Raw genomic sequence first — 23,804 nt, forward strand, 5'->3', positions numbered from 1 at the left:
TTGGTCGCTTTTGACGAAATACGAGTGAAACTCACAGTCGTATTGCTGAGGTTCTACCCATTTAGCCCTCTTGCTGAATGGAGCCTGACCAAAAACTATAAATATTGATAAAGCGCGACGAATTAGGGTGTTTCATATTGACCCGATGGTGTCCGCACGCCTAGATTTCATCAAAATTTTGTAAGTCCAATGTATTTAAAAAGCCGCTCACGATAGGCGCTAGCGTATCAAGCAGGGATACCGCTGCTTGTCCCTAGAAAACTAGGCTTTTTAATTCTTAACCCCACTGACAAGTAGACGACCAAAAACTATGAAATTAAAAACAATCGCATCAATCACCACTCTTTCACTGTTTGCAACAACACTAACGGGTTGTGCTGGTATCATGAGCGGCGGCTCAGACCGTGTAACAGTGGCGTCAAGTGAGCCAGGTTCGCGTATTTATATCGATGGCCAATATATTGGTATTGATCGCATTCGTACCGACTTGGAGCGAGGCGATGACTATGAAATCAAAGTGACGAAAAAGGGTTGCAAAACGGCATTTCAAACAACTGATACCAGTTTAGACGGTTGGATTTGGGCAAACCTTTTGATTGACTGGGGGATCATCTCGATTCCAACTGATTTAATTTCCGGTAACGCGTTCGAACTGGAAAAAAGCGAATACCGAGTTACACCAGAGTGTGCGATTTCAAGCACTTACTAAAATGGGTGGCAATGTGCATGACACCGGACCAAAGAGAGGTCGGACTCTTTACAAAACGGGCGAGTTTTCGGGGTGCCTCCAGCTAGGGTCTGTTGACCTTTCGTGATGATTTTTGCAGCAATTTGTAGGTGTTTTATACAAGGCAGAGGCTTTGATATGTAGCTATTCTACCTGATAAGCCGATAACGCAGTAGAAAGCACCTACAAACGCTGCCCAAAGGGTTCGGCTAAAAGCGTTTTACTCTTTGTTGAGTCAATTTTACTTAGAACCACTAGGCTTCAATCGACTCGCCGCGATTAAAACGCTTTTATCTCGAACAAAATTTAACCACGAAAGATAAACAGACCCTAGTAAGCATGATTTAAATCGACGTTAAACGGCCATTGCTGCGATGGGTCTTATGAATTGAAATCGTTACAACAACAAAGGACAGCCGAAGCTGTCCTTTTCTTGTTTTAACAATATTCAAAGCGAGTGATGTTGAATCACAACACCTTAGCAGTGCTTAGTTACAGTTAGCTGGGCCAACTTCTTTCCAAACACCCCATTCGCCAGATTTGCTAGGATCTTGACCTTGTGTCCACCACTTCGCTTCCCAAGTTTTACCTGCGTGTGTTACTTGGTCACCGCCAGTGTAAACAGCCGTTGCATCCCATGCGTTAGTACAAGTGCCACCACCTGTGCTGTACTTCGATACAACAACGGTTGCACTTGCTGAAGACGCTGCCTGACCATCGCTCACGCTGACAGTGAAACTTAGGCTTGTGTCTTGTGAGTATTCTGCTGCTGTGAACGTCACTTTCGCGCCGTTAACTGTTGCGTTTAGACCTTGAGGTAGCGTCCAATCAAACGTTAGGGTGTCGTTGTCAGCGTCGCTAGAAGCTGAAGCATCAATCACGACTACGTCACCAGCTTTCGCTGTTGCAGGTGCTGAAACTTTTGCAACTGGCGCTGTGTTTGGTGGGTCAATCACGCCTGCTGGCTTAACTGTTACTACAACGAGATCAGAAGCGGTAGCGCCTTCGTTATCAGTTACCGTTAGTTTGAACGTTAGCTGCTCTTCTGCAGTCACTTTCGCTACATCAAAGCTTGCTGTCGCAGTGTTCGCGCCAGATAGAGCTACTGCAGTACCTGATACTTGCTCCCATGCGTAGCTTGCGATTGTGCCATAAGAGTCAGTTGAGTTGCTGCCATCAAGAACAACACTTGCAGGACCTGTTACTGCTTGGTCTGCACCAGCTGCTGCCGTTGGTTTGCGGTTTGGTGGAACAGCCACACCACCAGCCATGCCTTCGTGCATTGCGTTAAGGATGTCGCCGTTATCGGCATCAATTTCCCAAGAGAATAGACCGGCTAGACCTAGCGTTTTCGCGTAGTTACCTTTTGCCAATACAGAGCGGTGATCGTCAAATGTAATCAGTTCACCCGTTGAACGGTTCCACACCCAAGGTGCTTCTGCTTGATCATCATAGCCGTATTCAAAGCCGTTAATGCCTGTGTTGTTGGCGCCTAGCATGAATGACTTAATACCTTTGTAGTCAATCACGCCATCTTCCCAAACGCCTTGAGTCGTGCTGCCTTTCAGTTTACCTGTCGCAGTACCTGTCATTGGGTCGTTTGGATCCGTCAGCGTATCCGGTGTTACGCCTTCCCAACCACGACCGTACATTGCAGTACCTAGAACCAGTTTGTTCGCAGGAACGCCTTGCGCTAGGAGAAGTTGGATGCCGTTGTCAGCCGTGTAAGCTGGGCCTTTGTACGGTTCGCCGTTTTCATCAACGCCGCTACCATCACACTGACCAGGACGCATGAATGAGCCACAGTAAAGTGCCGTTTGGTGACCAGGAACGTTGTTCCAACCGCCGTAGAAGTCGTAAGTCATCGCGAAGATGTAATCCATGTATTGCACGGCATCTGCGTAATCAACGTCTTCAATTTTGTCGTAACCAACGCCAATTGCTGAAGTTAGTTCGTAGGTGCGGCCTGTTTCCGCTTCTAGGTCATCCAGCATTGCACGCAGTTCACGCATCAATGCAATGTAAGCTGGGCCATCGTTTACTGGGTCGCCTTTATCTGCTGCAGCACCGCCACCACCAGGGAATTCCCAGTCGATATCCACACCGTCGTAGAACTTCCAAGTTTTTAGGAATTTCTTAACTGACGCGACAAATGTGTCACGGTTTTTCTTATCAACGAAGTCGTAGAATGGGTCAGAAAGCGTCCAACCACCTATAGATGGGATGATTTTTAGATCTGGGTTACGTTGCTTCAATGCCATCAGCATTGCGTAGTTACCCTTGATCGGTGTGCTGTATTCATGACCCGCTTGAGCAAAGCTCTTCTGGTATGCTGCCCATGGGTCATGGATAACCACTTCGTAGTCATTCACACCGCGACAGGCGGTTTGTAGAGCGTTGAAGCTGTTACCACCAACTGATTTCACCGACTCGTTTGGACCACAGATTGGGATGAAGCCGTAAAGGATGTGAGTCAAGTTGTCGACAGGCATGTTATCAACCGTGTAATTACGGCCGTAAATACCCCATTCAACAAAGTACGTACCCATCACGACACTTGGGTCTGTGTTATAGGTTTTGTTGTTCGGGTCAATATTCATGGTTAGAGGCGGTAAGTGAGAACCGTCGGTATCCGCGATAGTGATCTCTGCTGGTGCGCTCTTAGCACAACCAGTTGCGTCACACGCTTCGATTTCCATTTGGTACAAGCCACCTTGGCCGTATTCAAATGATGCCGTGGTTTGGCTACCAGTGATAGGGCCTGTTGCCACTTTTACGCCATCAAAGTAGATGTTGTAAGTGTCGCCAGAAGTGCCACTCCACTGATTAAATTTCACGTTGATCTTAGCTAGCTCATGGTACTTAACCATGTCGTTGTAGCCAGATGTGGTTTCCATTGCCAGCTCAATTTTAGAAAACTGCAGGTTATTGGAACCGTACATATCGATACTTGGTGCGGTTGGAGCCGCGTGTGCAGCGCTAGAAAGTGCGAGGGCAACCCCTACTGCGCATAGGTTAAATCGAATCATAACTTTTCTCTCAATCCTTGAATTCATGCTCGCGAGTGAGCACAAGCTGTTTCTGCGCAAAGAAAATAGATCACTGCTGTTGATGCGCAAAAACATCATATTCAGCATTTCAGAGTCTTTTTTTTCGTCAAAAAAAATTAAAACGCTTTTCGAGTCACTTGCGAGAACTTTCTATCCATTCAACAGTTTGTTGCAGTCAAAATTGAATATCGAGTCAAGAATTTATAAATTTCATGCAAAGCTATTAATAATTGTTATGTTAATGTCGGTGGTTAAAAATGAGATGTTTATCAATATTCTTCGCAAAAATAGAGGGGAATCAAAAGGAGGGCGACAGACCTTGAGCTGTTTGGTTAATAGTTCAAGATCTGACTCAATTGAAATGTGGCTATTTGTTGCCAAAGTGCTCACTTAATGCTGCTCGGCGTTTTGATGCTGAGCCAATATCTGAACCTTGAACTGTGTGCTCAAACCCTTTGAGAATAAAACGTTGATCCGGAATTCGGGGTTCAATACGTCGAATTTGAGGAGATAGGTGTGATCCCGAGATTTGATAAACCGTTTTACCCAAGCCTGTATTGAGAGTTATGAGCTTTCCATCAAATTCAAAATTGGTTGCAACAAAGCGATTGTTTCTGAATACGCCATCTGCGGAAAACAGTAATACTTCTGTTTGATAGGGCGGTGCACCAATCTCGATCCATTCACCATAGATTTTGTCAGGATCGATGTAATCTAAATAAGACAGATGCAATAGGTAGCCAAATATGCCCAAGACCCCGCAAGCAACGGTCAAGAAGATACTCTTGATCAACGCGAACTTATTGCGTTGAAAGAAAGAAGGTGGGGCTTCTTTTTTCTCAATTTTTCTTCGCCGAGTATTTGAGGTCATGGTTCCAATTCCTTTTGGTTTCTTTATATCGTGGAAAGCACAGAGATAAAAAACAAACAATCTCGCCACTTGAATGTGTGTTTTATGATTCCTTGCCCATTTTTACATTCAGTCACAATAATTTTTACAAGTGTATAGTGAAAACAGCCATTTTCATATTGACGGTAAAAGCTTGAGTGAAGGATAAAAACAAGGTACAACGAAGGCGACGTTATTAAGAGGAACGAAAAATAATGACTATTAAGGAAAATAGCTACTTTGCTGGAATGGTGAAGTCTTTGGGTTTTCAACAAAAAAACCAAGACGTAAGTGTAGGGGTAATGGAAACTGGAGAATACACCTTCGGAACCCAAGCGCCAGAACGAATGACAGTGATCAAAGGGGCACTGCGCGTTAAGTTAGCGGATGAAAGTGATTGGAATACATATCAATCAGGGGAGTCGTTTGAAGTCGCGGGTAACTCATCATTTGATGTAGAAGTAAAAGACTCAACAGCCTATCTTTGTGAATACCTCTAATGTTGAAAACAGCCACTACTTAGTGGCTGTTTTCTTATCCCTTGTATCGAACTTCCACACACATTTGTGACTCGGTCACTTAACTGTTTGTAACTTAGGTATATACTTATTAATAAACTTACGTTTACAAAACAGAGGGGGCAGATATGGCAGTTCAACCTAAACACTCTGATCTACCTCCACGTTATGAGGCTACAGACTTCACGAAAGATCAGAGACAGCGATATACATCTGTTGCCAATGCAGCAGTAAAGAGGCGTGACTTTTACAAGAAAGCGCTAGAAAAAAGTTTGGTTGGAAAGGTCAAGGAGCGAGCTCTTAAACCTGTAATACAACCTAAGTCTGAAAAGCCCGGAAAAATGCGTCAGGCTATTTGGCTTGTCGTTATGATGGTCGTTGGTCTGTGGTTCATGTATATGTACGCGTAGCTAGGGTCTGTTGCTCTTTCGCGGTTAGATTTTGTTCGGATGGGGACGCCTAGTCATTTCACGGACTTTCTACTTAACGGTGTTACATTTGAGCATTGTGTCATCGTGCCAAGTAGGCTGTGTGATTCCTTGAGTGCTTGGATGTTTTGAGAGCAATCTTCATAGAAAGCGAATCGATTCTTACCTGTGTGTTTAGCTGTGTACATTGCTTTATCTGCGCATCGGGTGAGCTCAGAGAGATCATGTGCATCTTGTCTATAGATAGCGACGCCGACACTCATTGTGATTTCATTTATGGAGTCACAATTGTGGTACCCCCCATGAAACAAGTTAACGATGCGAGAGAGGATATTGTTTAGATCCTTTTTGCTCCGTACGTCATAGAGCATGATGACAAATTCATCCCCAGCAAATCTTGCAATAGAATAATCGTGTTGGTTTGTGTTTCTGTCTTTGTTTCTAATGCTATTTTTTAGCCGGGTGGCGAAGTGCTGTAATACTTGATCACCCACATCATGACCGTAGCTGTCGTTAATTAACTTAAAGTTATCGATATCAAGAAAAACTAAAGCGGTTACTTTATCTCTGCCTTGCGCGTCTACCTCTTCCAGTTTTGATCTTGCCCACTTCTCGAAGCTCCAACGGTTCGCTAGCCCCGTTAGTTGGTCAAGGTATGCGAGCTCTTCAATGCCTTCACGATATAGATTTTGTATGTAAAGTATGACTTTTGAATAGTAATAAGCAAAGGTGTGACAGATAACACTAGCGGCGATCAACGAAAAAACAAATCGTTGGTATGAGTAACTTTCCCCTTCAAAAATAGATAGAGGAAGGTTGGAAGCAATAATGATTAAACCTACAAATATGCCGTTTAAGATTAATCCTAGTTTAAATTCATTGATGAGAATTAGCGTTGCCAGTATTGGGTATAACCACAATAACTTACCCGTCTCGCTATCGTTATAGAAAAACAGCAGCAGCCCATCACATATTAATAGAGCACTGAGTATCAGATCGGAATGACTATGGCTATCATGGCATCGAATAGCATAACAGTTGATCAAACATCCTAAGGCACAGATGCCATTTAGTACGCTCAACCCATAGCTGCCTTGATTGTAGTGCGCTACCAAGCCGTATGACATAAACATTGACGCGAGAAAAGAGCACATAAAAGTGATCTTCTTTTGGCGAGTTAAGTGAATGTCCGCCATTTCTTCAAGGCGAGCTCCGGCCAGCTTTGACATCAAATATCCTTATAAAGACTTTATTTGGCTTCTCTTATCGATGAATAGGGTGTTTGGATACCCAATGGCTTACCACTTGATGCAGCGGCCACATGGAAAGTCTAGAAGTACTTTGTGTGATGTGTTGAGTATCAGTAGTTAACTGTGAAGGTGGTCATATTTAGCTTGGTGATTTCTGTTCAATCTGTAAATTAATTACTGTTATTGAAATCTTTCACAATGCTGAAAAGTTTCAACGGTGCAGATGCTTTTGCTCATGAAATACTCGAAAAGGTTGTGATGCAATCATGGGTATTTGATGAAATGAAAGCGATTTCAAATTGTGATTTATCTTTGTTTTACTTTTATCTACTTGTTTATTAAGGATGAATCTGAAGTTGGGTTTCATGTGTTGTTTCATGTCATTTGGCTCGCTATTGACCTGTGAAGCGGTAGCGGCTTTTCACCCCTTTCATTCCTTAATATCCCTATTGAAATAACAACACATACAAATTTTAGGGATATAAAATGAAAAACTTTAAAGTTTTACCTCTCTCTCTTGCTGTGGCCGCTTCGCTTGCTTCTCTACCTTCTTTTGCTGCTGATGCCGATGTTGATGCATTAGAAAAACGCATCCAAGAGCTGGAAACGAAACTGGAAACGGGTTACGTCTTTGATCAGCAACCAGCCGTTCTCTCTTCTGAAACAGAAGTCCCACTTGGAATTGTTTTCTCAGGCTACGCTCGCTACGGAGCGGGTTATCAAGGCAGTGATGCTCTGACCGTCGGTACCGCGGGGGCATTGAACTCAAATGCAACTGGTCGTCTTGGTAATGAACAAAACGGTGGTGAATTCCAGTTAGCAAAAGCATTCAAGAGCGATGGTGGTGCGATTTGGGATTTGGTCTTCATGTTAGATCACTGGGCGGACGCTTCATGGGCTGACGATGGCGGTGTAAACGTGAAGAAGATGTATGCTGGAGCTTCTAATTTATTTGAATCCCAACCTGATTTGTATGTGTGGGCAGGTCGTGATTTTCACCAACGTCCTCAAACAGACCTAAACGATTACTTCTGGATGATGCACGATGGCCAAGGTGGTGGTTTCTATAACCTAGACTTAGGCGGCGTGAAGTTTGACTTTAGTGCAGTAGGTCAAGTGGAAGGTGACATGGTGGGAGACAATGGCCGTTATGCACTGACCAGTAAACTACACGGTATCCAGCTAGGTGAATCTGCAAATCTCAGTGTTTATGCGAACTACGGTTTTGCGTCTGAAAAACTAAAAGATGAGGATGTGGGCGATGTTACCGCTTACCAAGTGGCAGGTGAACTATCTGCTGCAGGCCAGCGTTTGATTGTTCGTTACTCAGACAATGCAAAAGACAGTGTGTTTGACTTAGCTGAAGACCAAACCGCGTTATTAGTGAGCTTTGATGGTAGTACCTCAATCACAGATAAAGCGGGTGTTCAATACTTAGCGGCATACCAGTCATTGGAAGTAGAAGGCAATGAAAGCCGTGTGAACTACAACGCGATTGTTCGCCCTACTTACCAATGGAACGATATTCACTCTACTTGGCTAGAAGCTGGCTACAGCGTGGTGGATTACGATGATATTGACGCAACTAATAGCTCTTGGAAAATGACGCTATCGCAAAATATGGCAATCGGTCCTGAAACCTGGTCTCGTCCGATGCTACGTTTCTACGCAACAGTCGGTAATGCAGACAACGAATACACAGGCTTTGATTCCAATGGCGACAAGGTGGCAACCGATGTAGATACTCTAACGGTTGGTGCAATGTTTGAAGCTTGGTGGTAAGCCCTACCTAGTTAATTACTGTCCATGTAAAGATGGTAAACACTTAAGGCAGAAGTATCAGGTGTTTACCATCTATTCATCTCTTAACTCTTATGTTTTTGCCTCCCTCGTGGAGGCTTTTTTTCGTTAAAAGGCTGCGGTCTGTGTTGTCTCATGAAACAGTTTCATGGGTGAAAAGAAAACTGCAAGTAGCCTCATTATTTATCAAATTACTCAATTTAGCCCCAAACTTGTTGTGAACTCTCTCACGCTAACCATCCAATGGATATTGAATAATTGCTTTATGAAAGCGGTTTCGAGAGTAATGAAACTCGTGATGTGCAGTCAGTAAAGAGGTTTCTTGTGGCGACGATTAAAGATGTATCTGAATACGCTGGCGTTTCTCAGGCTACGGTTTCTAGGGTTGTAAATGGCTCATGCCGAGTTAGCCATGACAAAAAGCTAAAAGTCGAAAAAGCAATCAAAGAGCTAGGGTATCGTCCCAACTCTATTGCACAGGCATTAGCCTCAAGCCGCACTGGCAGCATTGGTATCATCGTTCCTGAATTGGGTGGCCCATTTTACTCAGGCATTTTGCACAGTATTGAAGAGCGTCTGCGCCGCATGGGTTACCACGTGGTTGTAACGGCAGGCTCCAACACGGAACAAAGTCAGCGTGAATCGGTAGAGTTTCTGCTTGGGCGCCGAGTGGACGCCATGATTCTGCACACACAGAGTCTTTCAGATGATTATTTGATCGATCTTGATAGCAAGGGGATACCGGTGGTTCTAGTCAACCGTTATATCCCTGAAATGGCACACAGCTGCATCGAGATCGATAACGAATTTGGTGGCCGAATGGCGACCGAATACTTGTTGCGAATGGGGCATCGCAACATTGCATGTATAACCGGACCTCTGGACAGATCTGACGCACGGGGGCGTCTACAAGGTTACCGCAAGGCTCTTGAAGAAGCGGAAATTGCGTATGACGAAGCGTTAGTGTCCGAGGCCGGTTTTACAGAAGAATCTGGCATCAGTGCTATGCGTAAATTGCTTAAACGTGAAAGCGGTTTCACTGCAGTATTTGCGTGTAATGATCACATGGCATTTGGTGCTTATGAAGTCTTAAAAGCAGAAGGAATACTGGTGCCTGAGCAAATCTCGCTTGTCGGGTTTGATGACATCTTATTTGCACGTTACCTAACGCCAGCCCTTACCACGGTTAACTTCCCTATAGAACAGATGAGCGCAGAGGCGGTGCAACTTGTCATCCAAGCGCTGAACAAGAACAAACGTGATGTGAACTTCAAACTCACTCCTAACTTAGTGCCAAGAAGTTCGGTCAAGGAACTGAATACTCTCTAGAACAATAATTAAGGACAACAACATGAAACTGAAAACTTTGACGCTTGCCATGACTGCTGCACTTGGTGTTGCTGCGACGGTAAACGCTGCCGACGAAACTAAAATCCGCTTCGATGGCTTTCCTGACTTCGATAGTAGCTTGAAAGTTCTACTACCTGATTTTGAGAAAGAGACGGGTATTAAAGTTGATTACCTAATGAATAATCATGGCGACCACCATACGAAGCTGACAACCAACTTGGCGACGGGTTCTGGTGCAGGTGATGTGATTGTTGTTGATGTAGAGAAGATTGGCCCATTTGTGGCGTCAGGCGGTTTGGTGAACTTGTCTGAGAATTATGGCGCTGATAAGTACGCAGAGAGCTTTGCTCCTTACGCATGGGCGCAAGGCAAAGGTGCTGACGGTGATGTGTACGGCATGCCTGTCGATTTAGGTCCTGGCGTTATGTACTACCGCACAGACATCTTTGAAAAAGCGGGCATTGATATTAACGAAGCGATCAAAGATTGGGATTCTTATATCGCCGCAGGTGAAACGCTGAAAAAGCAAAATGTACAGCTAATCGCTTCGGCAGCGGACGTTGCTCAAGCGATCATTTTCACCACAGTTCCTGAAGGTGAAGGTCTGTATTTCGACAAAGATGGCAACCCAGTTGTGACTTCTGAGCGCTTTGTGCACGCATTCGAAGTGGCAAAAGAGATCCGTGATAAAGGCTTGGACGGTCGTATTCTGGCGTGGTCAAACGAATGGTACGAAGGCTTCCGTAACGGCACATTTGCCACTCAGCTTTCTGGTGCTTGGCTACTTGGTCACCTAAACAACTGGATTGCGCCAGAAACAGCAGGCAGCTGGGGCGTGTCTAATCTTCCTGATGGTATTTACGGAAGCTGGGGTGGCTCATTCCTATCGATTCCAACCCAATCTAAACACCAAGATGAAGCGTGGAAGCTGATCGAATACATGACAACCAAGCGTGATATTCAGCTTAAACACTTCGAAACCATTGCAGCATTCCCTGCTAACACCACGACTTACGACGACCCAATGTTCGAAGAGAAAATCGAATTCCTAGGTGGTCAGCAAGCACGCCTATTGTTTGCTGAAGTGGCGCAGAACATCAAGCCAGTGGCACCAGCGAAAGGCGATCACGTTGCTCGTTCAATCATCTTAGAAAACGCACTGATGGAAGTGCTGGATGAAGGTAAAGATATTAAGACAGCGCTGAAAGAAGCTGAGCGCATGATTAAACGTCGTACGCGTAATCTGTAATTTTTGCCAATACTTAAGGCAAGGAGGGGGCATGTCCCCCTTCTAGGTAAGAGGTCGTTACTATGAATCAGGCAGCGAGCAAGGTTATGGAAACATCACAGCGTGAGAGCATTTTTTCTCGTCTAAATTTGAAAGCGCTTACACCGTATGGATTCCTATTGCCGTTTTTGATTATCTTTTCAGTATTCGGAATTTTTCCGTTGCTGTTTTCTATTTTTCTTTCTTTTCATGAGTGGAACCCAGTCGAGGGTTTGGGGGCAATGGACTATGTGGGGTTCGAAAACTACCACATTGCACTGACAGACCCGTGGCTGTGGCGCTCACTGAAAAACACGCTTTGGCTAGCTATCACATCAGGTGTGGCTCAGCACTTAGTTGCTTTACCTGTGGCGTACATCTTGGTGTCGCTGGGTGACCGTTTCCGTCATTGGCTGACATCGGCGTACTTTCTACCGTTCATCACATCTACGGTGGCAGCGTCGCTTATCTTCTTCAACATGTACTCGCCAAACTCGGGCATCATCAACCAAAGCTTGATGGCACTGGCAGACAGCACCTTGTTTGGTTGGGCATTCTCTTGGGTGAACGACTTCCAGCCAATCCGTTGGTTAGATGACGCGACCATGGTGAAGCCTTCCATCGCCATCATGGTGTTCTGGAAATACACCGGTTTCAACATCGTGTTGTACACCACCGGCTTAATGACGATTCCTAAAGACATCCTAGAAGCGGCACGTATGGACGGTGCAAACGCATGGCGTCGATTCTGGAGCATTTCACTACCAATGATTCGTCCATTCATCTTCTTTGCGGTCACCATGACCATCATCGGTAACTTGCAGTTGTTCGAAGAACCATTTGTTCTAACGCGCGGTACTGGTGGTACGGGTCAGTCTGGCTTAACCATCTCTATGTACCTCTACAAAGTGGGTTGGGAATGGTTAGAAATGGGTACAGCGTCAGCAATTTCATGGCTGCTCTTTACCTTGATTGCAGGCTGTACAGCGGTTCAATTCTTCTTCTTCGGTAAGAAAGGTCTAGGGGAGCAATAAGATGAGTACTAACACTTTACCTGCGGCGCAGCGTTGGCGTCCAAGCGATCGCAGCATCGAGATCTTCACCAAAGTATTGATGGTGATGCTCGGCTCCGTACTGATTGTTTCTGCCATCATGACGGTATTCCCGTTCATTTGGTCGGCGTTACTTTCAACCCGTGACCGTACCGAAATTTTTGGTACAGGCATCAGCTTTGCCATTGGTGATAGTTTAGCAGTCAACTACGCCAAGCTATTGGAAATTATGCCTTTCTGGCAGGCGATGTTTAACTCCATCTACATCGCGTTCCTAGGCACCACGATCTCATTGCTATTTTGTAGCATGGGTGGCTATGCGTTTGCAGTCTACAAGTTCAAAGGTAAAAACGTGCTGTTTGGCATGCTGGTTGGCTCGATGATGATTCCGCCAGTATTGAGCCTGATCCCTTACTTTATGATCGTGAAGTTCCTTGGTTTGCTCGATAACCACTTAGCGGTTTGGCTACCATTCACCACCACGCCATTTGGTATTTTCTTGATGCGTCAGCACGTGGTGGCATCGATTCCGAAAGAGCTGTTAGAAGCGGCGAAACTGGATGGTGCGGGGGAATTTAGAACTTACTGGAGTGTGGTATTGCCACTGATGAAACCAGCGCTAGCGACGCTTGCTATCGTGCAGTTCGTCTTCTTCTGGAACATGTTCATGCAACCTCTGGTAGTACTGACGACGCCAGAGAACTACGTGATTACTCAGGCACTGCGAAGCGTGCAGGGCATTCCAAATACGCCATGGGGCGCGGTGATGCTAGGCACCACTATCTCTATTCTCCCGTTAGTAATTACTTACTTATTTGCTTCGAAACAGATGATTAGCGGTCTGACATCAGGCGCTGTGAAAGGTTAAGAGAAATTTAAGGCATAAAAATATAATGAATAAATTCCAATTCCCCCAAGATTCTAAAATGCGCCGCCCAGAGTTTCTATTTGGTGTCGCGACGTCTTCTTACCAAATTGAAGGAGGTGCACAACTTGGCGGACGCACACCATCGATTTGGGATACGTTCTGCAACAAACCAGGCGCCGTCGACAATGCTGATAACGGTGATGTGGCGTGCGATCACTTTCATTTATGGAAACAAGACATTGAGATGATTCAAGGTCTTGGTGTAGATGCCTACCGTCTGTCGATGGCATGGCCTCGCATTCTGCCAGAAGATGGCAAAGTGAATGAAGAAGGGCTGAAGTTCTACGAGCAAATCATCGATGAATGTCATGCTCGCGGTTTGAAAGTGTTTGTCACCCTTTACCACTGGGACTTGCCTCAATACCTTGAAGATAAAGGTGGCTGGCTTAATCGCGAAACGGCTTACAAGTTTGCAGAGTACGCGGATGTAGTTAGTGCTTACTTCGGTGACAAGATTGATTCTTACGCAACACTGAACGAACCTTTCTGTTCTGCTTACCTAGGTTACCGTTGGGGTGAGCATGCGCCAGGTATCAAAGGTGAGCGTGAAGGCTTCTTGTCAGCACACCATCTGATGTTAGGTCATGGCTTGGCGATTCCACACATGCGTAAGAACGCACCAAATGCAATGCACGGTTGTGTGTTCAATGCGACGCCTGCATACCCATACACAGAGGCAGACGCAGAAGCGGCAGAGTACAGCGATGCAGAAGGTTACCACTGGTTTATGGACCCAGTGTTGAAAGGGACATACCCAGAAACCGTACTTAAGCGCCAAGCGCACAACATGCCGATGATTCTAGAGGGTGACCTCGATATCATCCGTACTGACCTAGACTTCATTGGCATCAACTTCTACACCCGCTGTGTGGTGCGATTTGATGCGAACGGCATGCTAGAGAGCATTCCTCAACCAGAAGCAGAGCACACCTTTATTGGTTGGGAAATCTACCCACAAGCGCTAACTGATCTATTGCTGCGTCTAAAAGCGCGTTACTCAAACCTACCGCCACTGTACATCACTGAAAACGGCGCAGCGGGTGATGATCACCATGTTGCCGGTCAAGTGAATGATGAACAACGTGTGCGCTACTTCCAATCGCATTTAGAAGCGCTGGATGAAGCGATCAAAGCAGGCGTAAATGTGAATGGTTACTTCGCTTGGAGCCTAATGGATAACTTTGAGTGGGCGTATGGCTACAAACAACGTTTTGGCATCGTACACGTTGACTACCAAACTCAAGAGCGCACCTTAAAGCAGAGTGCGATTGCGTACCGAAACATGCTGCTAGAGCGAGCTGAGGAGAACAGATAATGGCTAAAGTAGAATTCAAAAACATCAAAAAGTCTTACGATGATGTAGAAGTCGTCAAGCACTTCGACTTTACCGTGCAAGATGGCGAATTTGTGGTTTTCCTTGGTCCGTCAGGTTGTGGTAAATCGACCACACTGCGTATGTTGGCGGGTTTAGAGAGCATCACAGCTGGTGAGATTTACGTTGGCGATAAGCTGATGAACAAAATCGATGCCAAAGACCGTGACCTTGCGATGGTATTCCAAAGCTACGCGCTTTACCCACACATGACGGTTTACGAGAACATCGCTTTTGCGCTTAAGTTAAAGGGTATGCCGAAAGATCAAATCGACGTTGAAGTGCGCAAAGCGGCGAAAATGCTAGAGCTGGATGCACTGTTGGATCGTAAGCCGAAAGAGCTGTCTGGTGGCCAGCGTCAACGTGTGGCTATGGGACGTGCGATGGTGCGTACGCCAAAAGTATTCTTGTTTGATGAGCCATTATCCAACCTTGATGCCAAGTTGCGTGGTGTGATGCGTGAAGAGATCAAACACCTTCACCGTGAACTGAAAACGACGACGATTTACGTAACCCACGACCAGATTGAAGCGATGACATTGGCGGATCGTATCGTGATTCTGAAAGACGGTTATGTGGCTCAGGTTGGCACGCCAACAGAAGTGTTCCAACGTCCTGCAAACAAGTTCGTGGCTCAGTTCATCGGTAACCCATCAATGAACATGCTGGATGCGAAGCTCGTGGGTGAAGAAGGCAACTGGGAAGTAGAACTGGGTGATGTTCGTATTCCTCTGCCAGAGCGCTTCAAAGCTCACGCTTCTAAGAACCTAGCGCTGCACTTTGGTGTACGTCCTACGGACATTCACCTTCGATCAGAGCAAGTGGATCACGACCGTGTTCTGCCGTTCCCGGTGAAAATCAAAGACAAAGAGCTATTGGGTGCAAGCATTCTATTGAAAACGGAAATTGCGGGTCAGCCATTAATGGTTGAAACACAAGCTGCGGAAGTGGATGTGGATACGCTGACTCTATACTTGGACTTAGATGCGATTCACCTGTTTGATGCACTGAGTGAAAACTCACTCGCTACGTTCTAACCAATATGGACTAGATAAGCGAAGAGCCAGTGTTTCCGCACTGGCTCTTTTTGTCTATAAGTAATTACTTAATAACATTGAGTGGACCGAGTTCGTCAATTATATTTTTGTTATTAGCATGTTGGACTTTGCGGATGATTATGAATAAGAAAAAACGCTCTCCATCCATTTATGATGTGGCCAAATTAGCCGGTGTGTCTCCGAGTACTGTTTCACGCTATTTGAATCGTACTACCTTCATTTCTCAAGAAAAAACGGTCGCTATAGAAGGCGCGATCAAAACTCTCGATTACAAACCGAATTACCGCATGAACCAGGGCTTAAATGCTCGCACCATGACGATAGGTGTGTTGGTTCAAAATCCGGAAAGTCCGTTCACTAGTCGTATTTTTAACGATATGGAGCGCTTTTTGGGACCAAAAGGTTACTCACTCATCATTGCTTCTGGGTATTGGCAGCACAGTATGCAGCTACATGCGCTTGAGTATTTGGAAAAGAGTAACGTAGACGGCGTTATTGTGGTGGCAGGCAGCCTGACAGAGCAGGAGTTAGTCGAGTACTCAAGAAAGATTCCGGTCGTTGCTGTGGGGTATAACTTTACCAGTGAAAAGCTTCAATCAGTGAATATTGATAATGTGCTTGGCGGCCATATGGCAACGTTGCATCTGTTGCAACAAGGCCACGTGAACATCGCACATATTAAAGGCTTACTTAATCAGCCAGATGCGGTTGCTCGCTTCGTCGGTTATAAGAAAGCACTCACCGAAGCGGGAATTAAAGTACGAAACAATTTAATAAAGCAGGGCGACTTTAGCAGCGAGACTGGCTATGACCGAACGGTAGAGTTGATTGAATCGAAAGTGCATTTTTCCGCACTGTTTGCAGCCAATGATCAGACCGCCTATGGTGCAATAAAAGCATTACACGATCATGGGATAAAAGTACCGGAAGATGTTTCGGTGATCGGTTTTGATGATTTACCCACTTCCAAGTTTTTCACTCCTGGCTTAACAACATTGCGCCAGCCCGTAGAGGAAATTGGTGTTGTCTGTGCGGAGTCAATTTTAAGCCTACTGACTGGCGAGAAACGCAGTACGCGACTCCCCCCGATAGATCTTATCGTAAGGGAGTCTACAGTATCTAAATTCCGCCCTAAGGAGTCTCAGATAGGTAGTAAGTCCGATTGATAATAAGCCAGTTCACTAGGGAGTATTGGATTTGTTAAATGGAATACACGGCGCTGGTGGAGCTTGACTGCTCGTACATCAGTGCCATAGGTATTTTCAAACAGAGTATCTAGCTCCCCACTGTTTTTACATTGCGCTAAGCCTTGTTCAATATCCGCCAATAAGCCTGCTTGCTCTGGATGACAATAAAATACCAAGGGAAATGGGTAGTAGAGTAAAAGAGTAGGTTCTACAACTAAATCAGGTACAAGGTGCGCGTATTGCGTCACGATGGCTTCGGCTTCGTTTGCTCCCAGTGCCATGTAATCCGATTCTCCATTTTGCACCGCTAGCAATCTGTCTTCTAAACTGCCTTGTTCAATAACATGGTATTGATTAGTGCGAAATAAATCGGCATCAGCCCACGTCGCTGGAATGCCAATACTTAGCTGTTTAAGCTGGATTTCATTTAATGCTTTAAATTCATTCAGCCTACTTTTATGGATGATCAAAACACGGCAACCTAACAAGCCTCGACACAAAGGTTGTGGCAACATCAAATACGAGCCCTGCTCGAATTTCTTGTTTCCAGCGACCGTTACTAAAACATCGGTTCCTTGGGAGAATACTTGTCCCTCTTGTTCAGCCTTTGGATAATCCGTTACATCATTGTTTAGCTTAAGGTTTGGCTTAATTTTCTGTAGTGCGAGTTGCAATACTTTCCATTCAAACTGTTGTCGAATAGTGGATTTATTGCCATTCCAAAATTGTACCATTACCTCTTCCTCGAATTTACCTAGGTTAGATTATGATTCCATTACCAATTTCTAATTAAAAGCGCTTTCTTGTTGTGTCATGAGTATTTGTGCACTTGCGCACGACACCGCTGCGATGATGGGATAGTGAATGGCGACTTTTGGGCCTCTGTTTCTGAGTAAGTTGAGTGAAGGTTTAAACTTGCATGAGCTCACAAAATATAAGGACATGCCTTTGTTTGTAAGTTTTTGAATTTTATATATAAAAAATAAAAGTGAGATCTTGGTTGTTTTTAACTTGTTGAATATATTGGTTTTATTTGATTGTGATCCGAGCTTTGTTTTTATGGGTCTATATTGAACAAGAAGAACTTTTTGACGAATATTGCTCCTGATAAGAAAGCGCTTTCTTGTTTGTGGTTTTGAGCCCGTCGATGCGAGTAAGAGATTATTTTGCTGATGACACCACATCTTAAAGTTGCTTTATTTTTTGAGAATCTAAGAAAGCGCTTTCTTTTCGTATTCAACATTATAAAAGGACAATGTGATGCATAAGAAAACTCTGCTCGCTACATTTGCTGCCAGCATGATGCTTGCTACTGCCGCTCAAGCGGACACCATCAAACAAGGTGGTACGCTAACGGTGCCAATCATCAACACCGGGTTTGTTGAAAACTTTAACCCATACACTACTAAGGACACGTTACACGGCATTATGTTCGAACCACTGTTTGTGTTGAACAACATGACGGGGGAAACACACTATCGTTTGGCTGAGTCGGTTGAATATTCCGATGATCTAAAAACCATTACGCTAAAACTACGTGACGGCTTGAAATGGTCTGATGGTGCGCCATTAACGGCGGAAGACGTGGTGTTTAGCTTTGAGTTAACCAAAAAATCTCCAGCATTTGATGTCAAAGCGATTTGGCCAACGGGTAACCTAAAAAGTATTGAAGCGACGGATAAGCAGACAGTTGTATTTGATTTAGCAGAGCCGGATTCTACTTTCCTTTGGAGCATTGGTGCTTATCACATTGTCCCTAAACACACTTGGTCAACGGTATCGGATTACACAACGTTCACCAACCCAAACCCGGTGGGTAGCGGTCCAATGACAACCGTTAAGTATGTGAAACCACAACAAATGGAGCTGTGTCGTAACCCTAACTACTACCTAGAAAATCGCCCTTACCTAGACTGCGTGAACTTCCGTTCTTACAACGACAACTCGCAGATCCAGCCAGCTCTGATCAAAGGTGAAATTGACTGGGGTTCAAACTTTATTGCTGACGTTGAGTCAACCTTTGTTGGGCAAGACAAAGAAAACAACCACTTCTGGTACCCAGCGAACGATGCGATTCACTTGTACGTGAACACCAAGAAAGCCCCGTTTGATGATCTGCGTGTACGCCAAGCCTTGTCTATGGCGCTAGACCGTGAAGCGATTGTTGATATTGCGGCTTACGGTTACCCAACGGTGAACTATAACGTCGGTGGTATTGCTGAGCTGTACAAAAATCACATTGACGAAAATGTGAACAAAAAGTACGGCCATCTAACGCAATACGATGCGAAGAAAGCGCAGAACTTGCTAGATGAAGCGGGCATTGTTGACCGCAATGGCGACGGCTTCCGTGACAATGCTGATGGCTCAACGGTTGAGTTCGATATCGAAGTGGTAAATGGCTGGACGGATTGGATTCAAGTCGTGCAAATGGTGACGGAATACTTCGCGGATGTGGGCATCAAAGCCAACGTGAAAACCGTTGACTGGGCCGTATACGACAAGAACTTGAAAGACAGTGCGTTCACTATGTCAATCAACTGGTCAATGGTGTCGGATAACCCAATCCTTGCGTTCCAAGAGTACTACCACACTTCACGTATCGGTAAAGGCTTCCATGCTGGCCACGGTGTGCACTCTCCTGAAATCGATAAGCTGATCGACAGCTTCGGTAAAATTGGTGATGCAGAGAAACAGGAAGCGATCATCTCTGAACTTCAAGAGTTCACGGCAGAGAACATGCCATTTATTCCGCTGTTCTCAAACCCAACTTGGTTCCAATACAGCACGAAAAACATCGTTGGTTGGCCAAGTGAAAAAGACCCTTACATCCAACCGGTTTGGTATGACGGCGGCAAGCGCGTGATCATCCTGAACAACCTACACCTGAAATAACTAGCAGTTTCAATTTGTAGGTAGGTTTTTTAATTAACATCGGAGCCGCAACCGTAATTGCAAAAGTAAGTGCGTGTTGTGGCTCGTAAGTTAAAGGTTTGATATGTCGTTTCTAGCTCGCCGATTTGGCTTTTATTTTACTGCCTTTCTGATTGCGATCTCTTTCAACTTCATGTTGCCGCGCTTAATGCCAGGTGACCCAGTTGATGCCTTGTTTGCTGCGGCGCAAGGTCGAATGGATCCTGCTCAGATGGATGCTGTACGTGAGATGTATGGCTTCGTTGATGGCAACATTTTTGTGCAATACATCGCTTACATGAAAAGTGTCTTCACACTTGATCTTGGTCCATCGGTTTTGATGTTCCCTGTTAGCGTATCTGAAGTGATTGCGATGGCACTGCCATGGACCATGTTCCTAGCGCTTGGTTCTCTTATTGTGGCGCTGATCATTGGTGTCAGTATTGGTACTTACGCCTCTTACCGTCGCGAAGGACTGTTCGGCCAAATCGTACCACCAGTGCTGGCCTTTATCAGTAACTTCCCTTACATCGTGACCGCTTTATTGCTGTTCTACTTCTTCGGTCTGAAGATGGAACTGCTGCCGTTGGCTTACACCTATGACCCGTCGTTGGAGCCTGGCTTTAACTGGGAATTCATCAGCAGTGTAGCGAAACACGCGGTACTGCCAATGGGCTCAATGGTCGTGGTTGGTATCTCGACATGGGTATTCAACATGCGTAACGCAATGATCAACGTACTGGGTGAGGACTACGTCACCATGGCTGAAGCGAAAGGCTTAAGCAGCTACAAAGTGATGAGCCGCTACGCGGGTCGTAATGCGATCTTGCCTGTTGCAACGGCGATTGCGATGGCGATTGGCTTCTCGTTCGCGGGTTCAATCATGACAGAGGTGGTGTTCAACTATCAGGGTTTGGGCAACATCCTGCTTAAAGGCATCGTGGCGCGTGATTACCCACTTATCCAAGCCATCTTACTTATCTTAGTAACGGCGGTTCTGACTGCCAACTTCATTGCCGATCTGCTGTACGTGTGGCTTGACCCACGAATTTCGAACTAAGGTGCATCATGGAAAAAATAATCAAAACCCCAACGCCTTCAGAGCACGATGAGTTAATGACTCGTGAGTCGAAATTCTCTTGGAAGCGAATCAAAAAAAGCTTCGGCAAAGTGTACGCTTTTTTCTACGGCAACCCGCCTGCCATTATCGGTGGCTTGCTACTGTCGATTGTTTTAGCTGGTGCGATTTTCGCTCCTGTGCTAGCAACGCATGACCCTGATCGTCGTGTTGCAAGACCGCACGTCGCTCCGAATGCAGAGCACGTACTTGGCACTACTCGTAGTGGCCGTGATGTCTACAGCCAAGTGTTGCACGGTGCAAGAAAGTCACTCACGGTTGCGATTTCAGCTGGTGTGATTGCGATGAGCTTAGCCGTCATTATCGGTGTCTCTGCGGGTTACTTCGGCGGCAAAATCGATGAGCGTCTTAACTTCCTAACTAACGTTTTCTTGGTGTTCCCTCAGCTCCCGTTGCTGATTGTGCTCGCCGCTTTCTTAGGGCAGGTGGGGTCCCTCGTCATCACCATATTGCTCGGGATAACCTCCTGGCCTTGGGGCGCTCGTGTCATTCGTTCGCAAACCATGGCGATTCGAAATAAAGAATTCATTATCTCGGCAGAGGTAATGGGCGAATCAAAAATCCGCATCATCCTAGTCGAAATCCTACCGAACCTTGTCTCGATTGTATTTGGTGGTTTCTTGGGCACAGTGATTTACGCAATGGGCTCAGAAGCTGGCCTTGGCATCCTAGGTTTGGGTGACGCAACAGAAGTGAGCTGGGGCTCGATGTTGTACTGGGCACAAACGTCTTCGTCTCTATACACCGGCGCTTGGTGGGAGATGTTAGTCCCTGCGATGGCTCTCGCAATCACAGGTGGTGCACTGGCTCTGATCAACATGTCGATTGACCAAGTGAGTAACCCGAAACTTCGTACTGGTCCACACATTAAGCTGTGGCACAAACTGAAAAAAGAAGCAGATAAGCGCCGAGGTCTAAGATGAGCAACTTATTAGAAATTAACAACCTATGCGTCGATTATGTATCACCAAACGGCGTAGCGCGTGCGGTGAACAACGTCAGCATCAGCATTGCTCCAGGTGAAACGCTTGGTATCGCCGGTGAGTCTGGTTGCGGCAAAAGTACCTTGGCATTTGCTATCTCGCGTCTGCATAAAGCACCGGCTCTGATCTCTGAAGGGGAAATTCTCTACAAAGGTCAGGACGTGTTGAAGATGAACGATAGACAGCTGCGCAACTTCCGCTGGAATGATGTGTCCGTGGTGTTCCAAAGTGCAATGAACTCTCTAAACCCAGTGATCACCATTGGTGAGCAGTTAACCGACGTGATTCTTGCGCACCGAAAAGTGACTTACCAAGAAGCGTATGACCGTGCGGTTGAGCTGCTTGGCGTGGTAGGCATTCACGGCGACCGCATGGCGAGCTTCCCGCACCAATTGAGTGGCGGCATGCGTCAACGTGTGGTGATTGCTGTTGCGCTCGCGTTAGAGCCAAAACTGATCATCATGGATGAACCAACCACCGCGCTCGATGTGGTGGTAGAGCGTGAAATCCTTAATGAACTTTACGAGCTGAAGAGCAAATTTGGCTTCTCGATTCTGTTCATCAGCCATGACTTGAGCTTGATGGGTGAAATCGCAGACCGCATTGGTGTGATGTATGCGGGCAACTTAATTGAACTTGGGGACGCGAAGAACGTGTTTGGTGATCCTCAACACCCATACACCAAAGGTTTGATTTCTTCATTCCCAACCATTCATGGACCGAAAGAGCGTTTATACGGCATTCCGGGTAACCCTGTGAACCTACTGAAAATCCCGCAAGGGTGTAACTTCCAAGCGCGTTGCAATGCGTGTTTTGCAGAGTGTCAGAAGAGCGATCCAACCTTGGTGCCAGTCACAAACGGCAACCTAGTGTCATGTCATTTGATGTAAACGGGAGAGAATAATGGATAACGTAACAAACCCAGAAGTGATTCTCTCAGTTAAGAATCTAGTGAAAGACTTTCCTATTGGTCAGTCTGCAAAAAGCAACCTGATGCGAGCGGTGAATGACGTTACGTTTGAACTGCGCAAAGGGGAAGCACTGGCTATTGTGGGTGAATCTGGCTCAGGCAAAAGCACTGGCGCACGCGTTTTGACGCGCATCTACGACAAAACCGATGGTGAGGTAACGTTCAAAGGCCAAGAGTTGGGTGAATACATTCAAGAGCACGGCGAGCTGGAATACGCGCGCCAAGTGCAGATGATTTTCCAAGACCCATTTGGCTCGCTGAACCCAGTTCATACTATTTATCACCACATTGCACGTCCGCTTCTGATCCACAAACGTGCGGAAAAAGACGCGATCCCAAAGCTGGTTTACGAATTGCTTGAGCTGGTTGGTCTGTCTCCGGTGAAAGAAACCGCAGAAAAATACCCACATGAGCTAAGTGGCGGTCAGCGCCAACGTGTTGCGATTGCTCGTGCGATTGCCGTCGATCCTGAAGTGATTCTGGCGGATGAACCTATCTCAATGCTCGACGTGTCAGTTCGCTTAGGCATTTTGAATTTGATGTCGGATCTGAAAGACAAGCACGGCATCTCTTTCATGTACATCACCCATGACATCGCGACCGCGCGTTACTTCGCGGAAAAAACTGCCGTCATGTACGTGGGTCATATGGTCGAGTGGGGTGACAGTGATAGCGTGACACAAAATCCGCAACACCCATATTCCCAGTTATTGCTCTCAGCAGTGCCAGAAGTAGGAAATTCAGGTAAGCGTGAACTGATGGCGAAAAAAGGCGACATTCCGCTTTGGAAACCAAGTAGCGTGGGATGCCCATTTGCGACTCGTTGTTTAAAGGCGACAGAGGTGTGTACTCAATCAGTGCCTGACGCAACAAAAGTGGCGGAGAACCATTACGCACGTTGTCACCACTTAGGATAAAAACTCG

20 protein-coding genes are annotated in these 23,804 nt (G+C 45.8%); 16 read left to right on the forward strand and 4 right to left on the reverse strand.

Annotated features, from left to right (window positions below; all coding sequences use genetic code 11):
- Positions 1–310 precede the first annotated feature (310 nt).
- Positions 311–709, forward strand: a complete 399-nt coding sequence (locus tag BSZ04_RS04440) for a PEGA domain-containing protein (RefSeq protein WP_088879669.1) — start codon at positions 311–313, stop codon at positions 707–709.
- A gap of 506 nt (positions 710–1,215) precedes the next feature.
- Here BSZ04_RS04440 and BSZ04_RS04450 read toward each other — a convergent pair.
- Together BSZ04_RS04450 and BSZ04_RS04460 are read right to left on the reverse strand one after the other, a co-directional pair.
- On the reverse strand, positions 1,216–3,756 hold the full coding sequence (locus tag BSZ04_RS04450) for a glycosyl hydrolase family 18 protein (protein WP_088879670.1): 2,541 nt from the start codon (positions 3,754–3,756) through the stop codon (positions 1,216–1,218).
- A gap of 388 nt (positions 3,757–4,144) precedes the next feature.
- Positions 4,145–4,648, reverse strand: a complete 504-nt coding sequence (locus BSZ04_RS04460; RefSeq protein WP_010453559.1) for a DUF2850 domain-containing protein — start codon at positions 4,646–4,648, stop codon at positions 4,145–4,147.
- Between the two features lie 233 nt (positions 4,649–4,881).
- Between BSZ04_RS04460 and ppnP the strand changes: the two genes are divergently transcribed.
- Both ppnP and BSZ04_RS04470 read left to right on the forward strand, forming a co-directional pair.
- On the forward strand, positions 4,882–5,166 hold the full coding sequence (gene ppnP / locus BSZ04_RS04465; RefSeq protein ID WP_010453558.1) for a pyrimidine/purine nucleoside phosphorylase: 285 nt from the start codon (positions 4,882–4,884) through the stop codon (positions 5,164–5,166).
- Between the two features lie 146 nt (positions 5,167–5,312).
- On the forward strand, positions 5,313–5,594 hold the full coding sequence (locus BSZ04_RS04470) for a hypothetical protein (RefSeq protein WP_010453556.1): 282 nt from the start codon (positions 5,313–5,315) through the stop codon (positions 5,592–5,594).
- Between the two features lie 53 nt (positions 5,595–5,647).
- Here BSZ04_RS04470 and BSZ04_RS04475 read toward each other — a convergent pair whose 3' ends face one another.
- Positions 5,648–6,841 carry a GGDEF domain-containing protein gene (locus BSZ04_RS04475; protein ID WP_088879672.1) on the reverse strand — a complete coding sequence of 398 codons (1,194 nt, stop codon included), beginning with the start codon at positions 6,839–6,841 and terminating at the stop codon, positions 5,648–5,650.
- Positions 6,842–7,348: 507 nt separating this feature from the next.
- Here BSZ04_RS04475 and BSZ04_RS04480 point away from each other — a divergent pair.
- From BSZ04_RS04480 to BSZ04_RS04515, 8 genes are all read left to right on the forward strand, one after another.
- Positions 7,349–8,644 (forward strand): carbohydrate porin, encoded by a 1,296-nt coding sequence (locus BSZ04_RS04480; RefSeq protein ID WP_010453550.1) that lies wholly within the window; start codon positions 7,349–7,351, stop codon positions 8,642–8,644.
- A gap of 342 nt (positions 8,645–8,986) precedes the next feature.
- Positions 8,987–9,991: a LacI family DNA-binding transcriptional regulator gene (locus BSZ04_RS04485; protein ID WP_010453548.1), complete on the forward strand. Its 1,005-nt coding sequence runs from the start codon at positions 8,987–8,989 to the stop codon at positions 9,989–9,991.
- A gap of 22 nt (positions 9,992–10,013) precedes the next feature.
- Entirely contained in the window at positions 10,014–11,261 is a 1,248-nt protein-coding gene (locus tag BSZ04_RS04490; RefSeq protein ID WP_038886126.1) for an ABC transporter substrate-binding protein, read from the forward strand.
- 62 nt (positions 11,262–11,323) lie between these two features.
- A complete protein-coding gene (locus BSZ04_RS04495; RefSeq protein ID WP_010453544.1) occupies positions 11,324–12,313 on the forward strand; it encodes a carbohydrate ABC transporter permease in 990 nt (329 codons plus the stop codon).
- A gap of 1 nt (position 12,314) precedes the next feature.
- Positions 12,315–13,199 carry a carbohydrate ABC transporter permease gene (locus BSZ04_RS04500; RefSeq protein WP_009706754.1) on the forward strand — a complete coding sequence of 295 codons (885 nt, stop codon included), beginning with the start codon at positions 12,315–12,317 and terminating at the stop codon, positions 13,197–13,199.
- A gap of 25 nt (positions 13,200–13,224) precedes the next feature.
- Positions 13,225–14,574: a GH1 family beta-glucosidase gene (locus BSZ04_RS04505; RefSeq protein WP_088879673.1), complete on the forward strand. Its 1,350-nt coding sequence runs from the start codon at positions 13,225–13,227 to the stop codon at positions 14,572–14,574.
- Positions 14,574–15,668 (forward strand): ABC transporter ATP-binding protein, encoded by a 1,095-nt coding sequence (locus BSZ04_RS04510; protein ID WP_010453536.1) that lies wholly within the window; start codon positions 14,574–14,576, stop codon positions 15,666–15,668. Before BSZ04_RS04505 ends, BSZ04_RS04510 begins: the two co-directional genes overlap by 1 nt.
- A 140-nt stretch (positions 15,669–15,808) precedes the next feature.
- Positions 15,809–16,855, forward strand: a complete 1,047-nt coding sequence (locus BSZ04_RS04515; RefSeq protein ID WP_088880240.1) for a LacI family DNA-binding transcriptional regulator — start codon at positions 15,809–15,811, stop codon at positions 16,853–16,855.
- Here BSZ04_RS04515 and BSZ04_RS04520 read toward each other — a convergent pair.
- Positions 16,831–17,610: a type 2 periplasmic-binding domain-containing protein gene (locus BSZ04_RS04520; RefSeq protein ID WP_010453532.1), complete on the reverse strand. Its 780-nt coding sequence runs from the start codon at positions 17,608–17,610 to the stop codon at positions 16,831–16,833. The genes BSZ04_RS04515 and BSZ04_RS04520 overlap by 25 nt on opposite strands.
- A 526-nt stretch (positions 17,611–18,136) precedes the next feature.
- Between BSZ04_RS04520 and BSZ04_RS04530 the strand changes: the two genes are divergently transcribed.
- The 5 genes from BSZ04_RS04530 (at position 18,137) to BSZ04_RS04550 (ending at position 23,797) form a co-directional block, all read left to right on the forward strand.
- Positions 18,137–19,771, forward strand: a complete 1,635-nt coding sequence (locus tag BSZ04_RS04530) for an ABC transporter substrate-binding protein (RefSeq protein WP_071235802.1) — start codon at positions 18,137–18,139, stop codon at positions 19,769–19,771.
- A 103-nt stretch (positions 19,772–19,874) separates the two neighbouring features.
- Entirely contained in the window at positions 19,875–20,849 is a 975-nt protein-coding gene (locus BSZ04_RS04535) for an ABC transporter permease (protein ID WP_045392224.1), read from the forward strand.
- Between the two features lie 8 nt (positions 20,850–20,857).
- The gene (locus BSZ04_RS04540) at positions 20,858–21,850 is read left to right on the forward strand and encodes an ABC transporter permease (protein ID WP_088879675.1); all 993 of its coding nucleotides are present in this window, start codon (positions 20,858–20,860) and stop codon (positions 21,848–21,850) included.
- Positions 21,847–22,800, forward strand: a complete 954-nt coding sequence (locus BSZ04_RS04545) for an ABC transporter ATP-binding protein (protein WP_009706762.1) — start codon at positions 21,847–21,849, stop codon at positions 22,798–22,800. Before BSZ04_RS04540 ends, BSZ04_RS04545 begins: the two co-directional genes overlap by 4 nt.
- Before the next feature lie 13 nt (positions 22,801–22,813).
- Positions 22,814–23,797, forward strand: coding sequence for an ABC transporter ATP-binding protein (locus BSZ04_RS04550; RefSeq protein ID WP_038887921.1), 984 nt, complete (start codon positions 22,814–22,816; stop codon positions 23,795–23,797).
- The last annotated feature ends 7 nt before the right edge of the window (positions 23,798–23,804 follow it).

This window comes from Vibrio rotiferianus (assembly GCF_002214395.1).
Taxonomy (GTDB): domain Bacteria; phylum Pseudomonadota; class Gammaproteobacteria; order Enterobacterales; family Vibrionaceae; genus Vibrio; species Vibrio rotiferianus.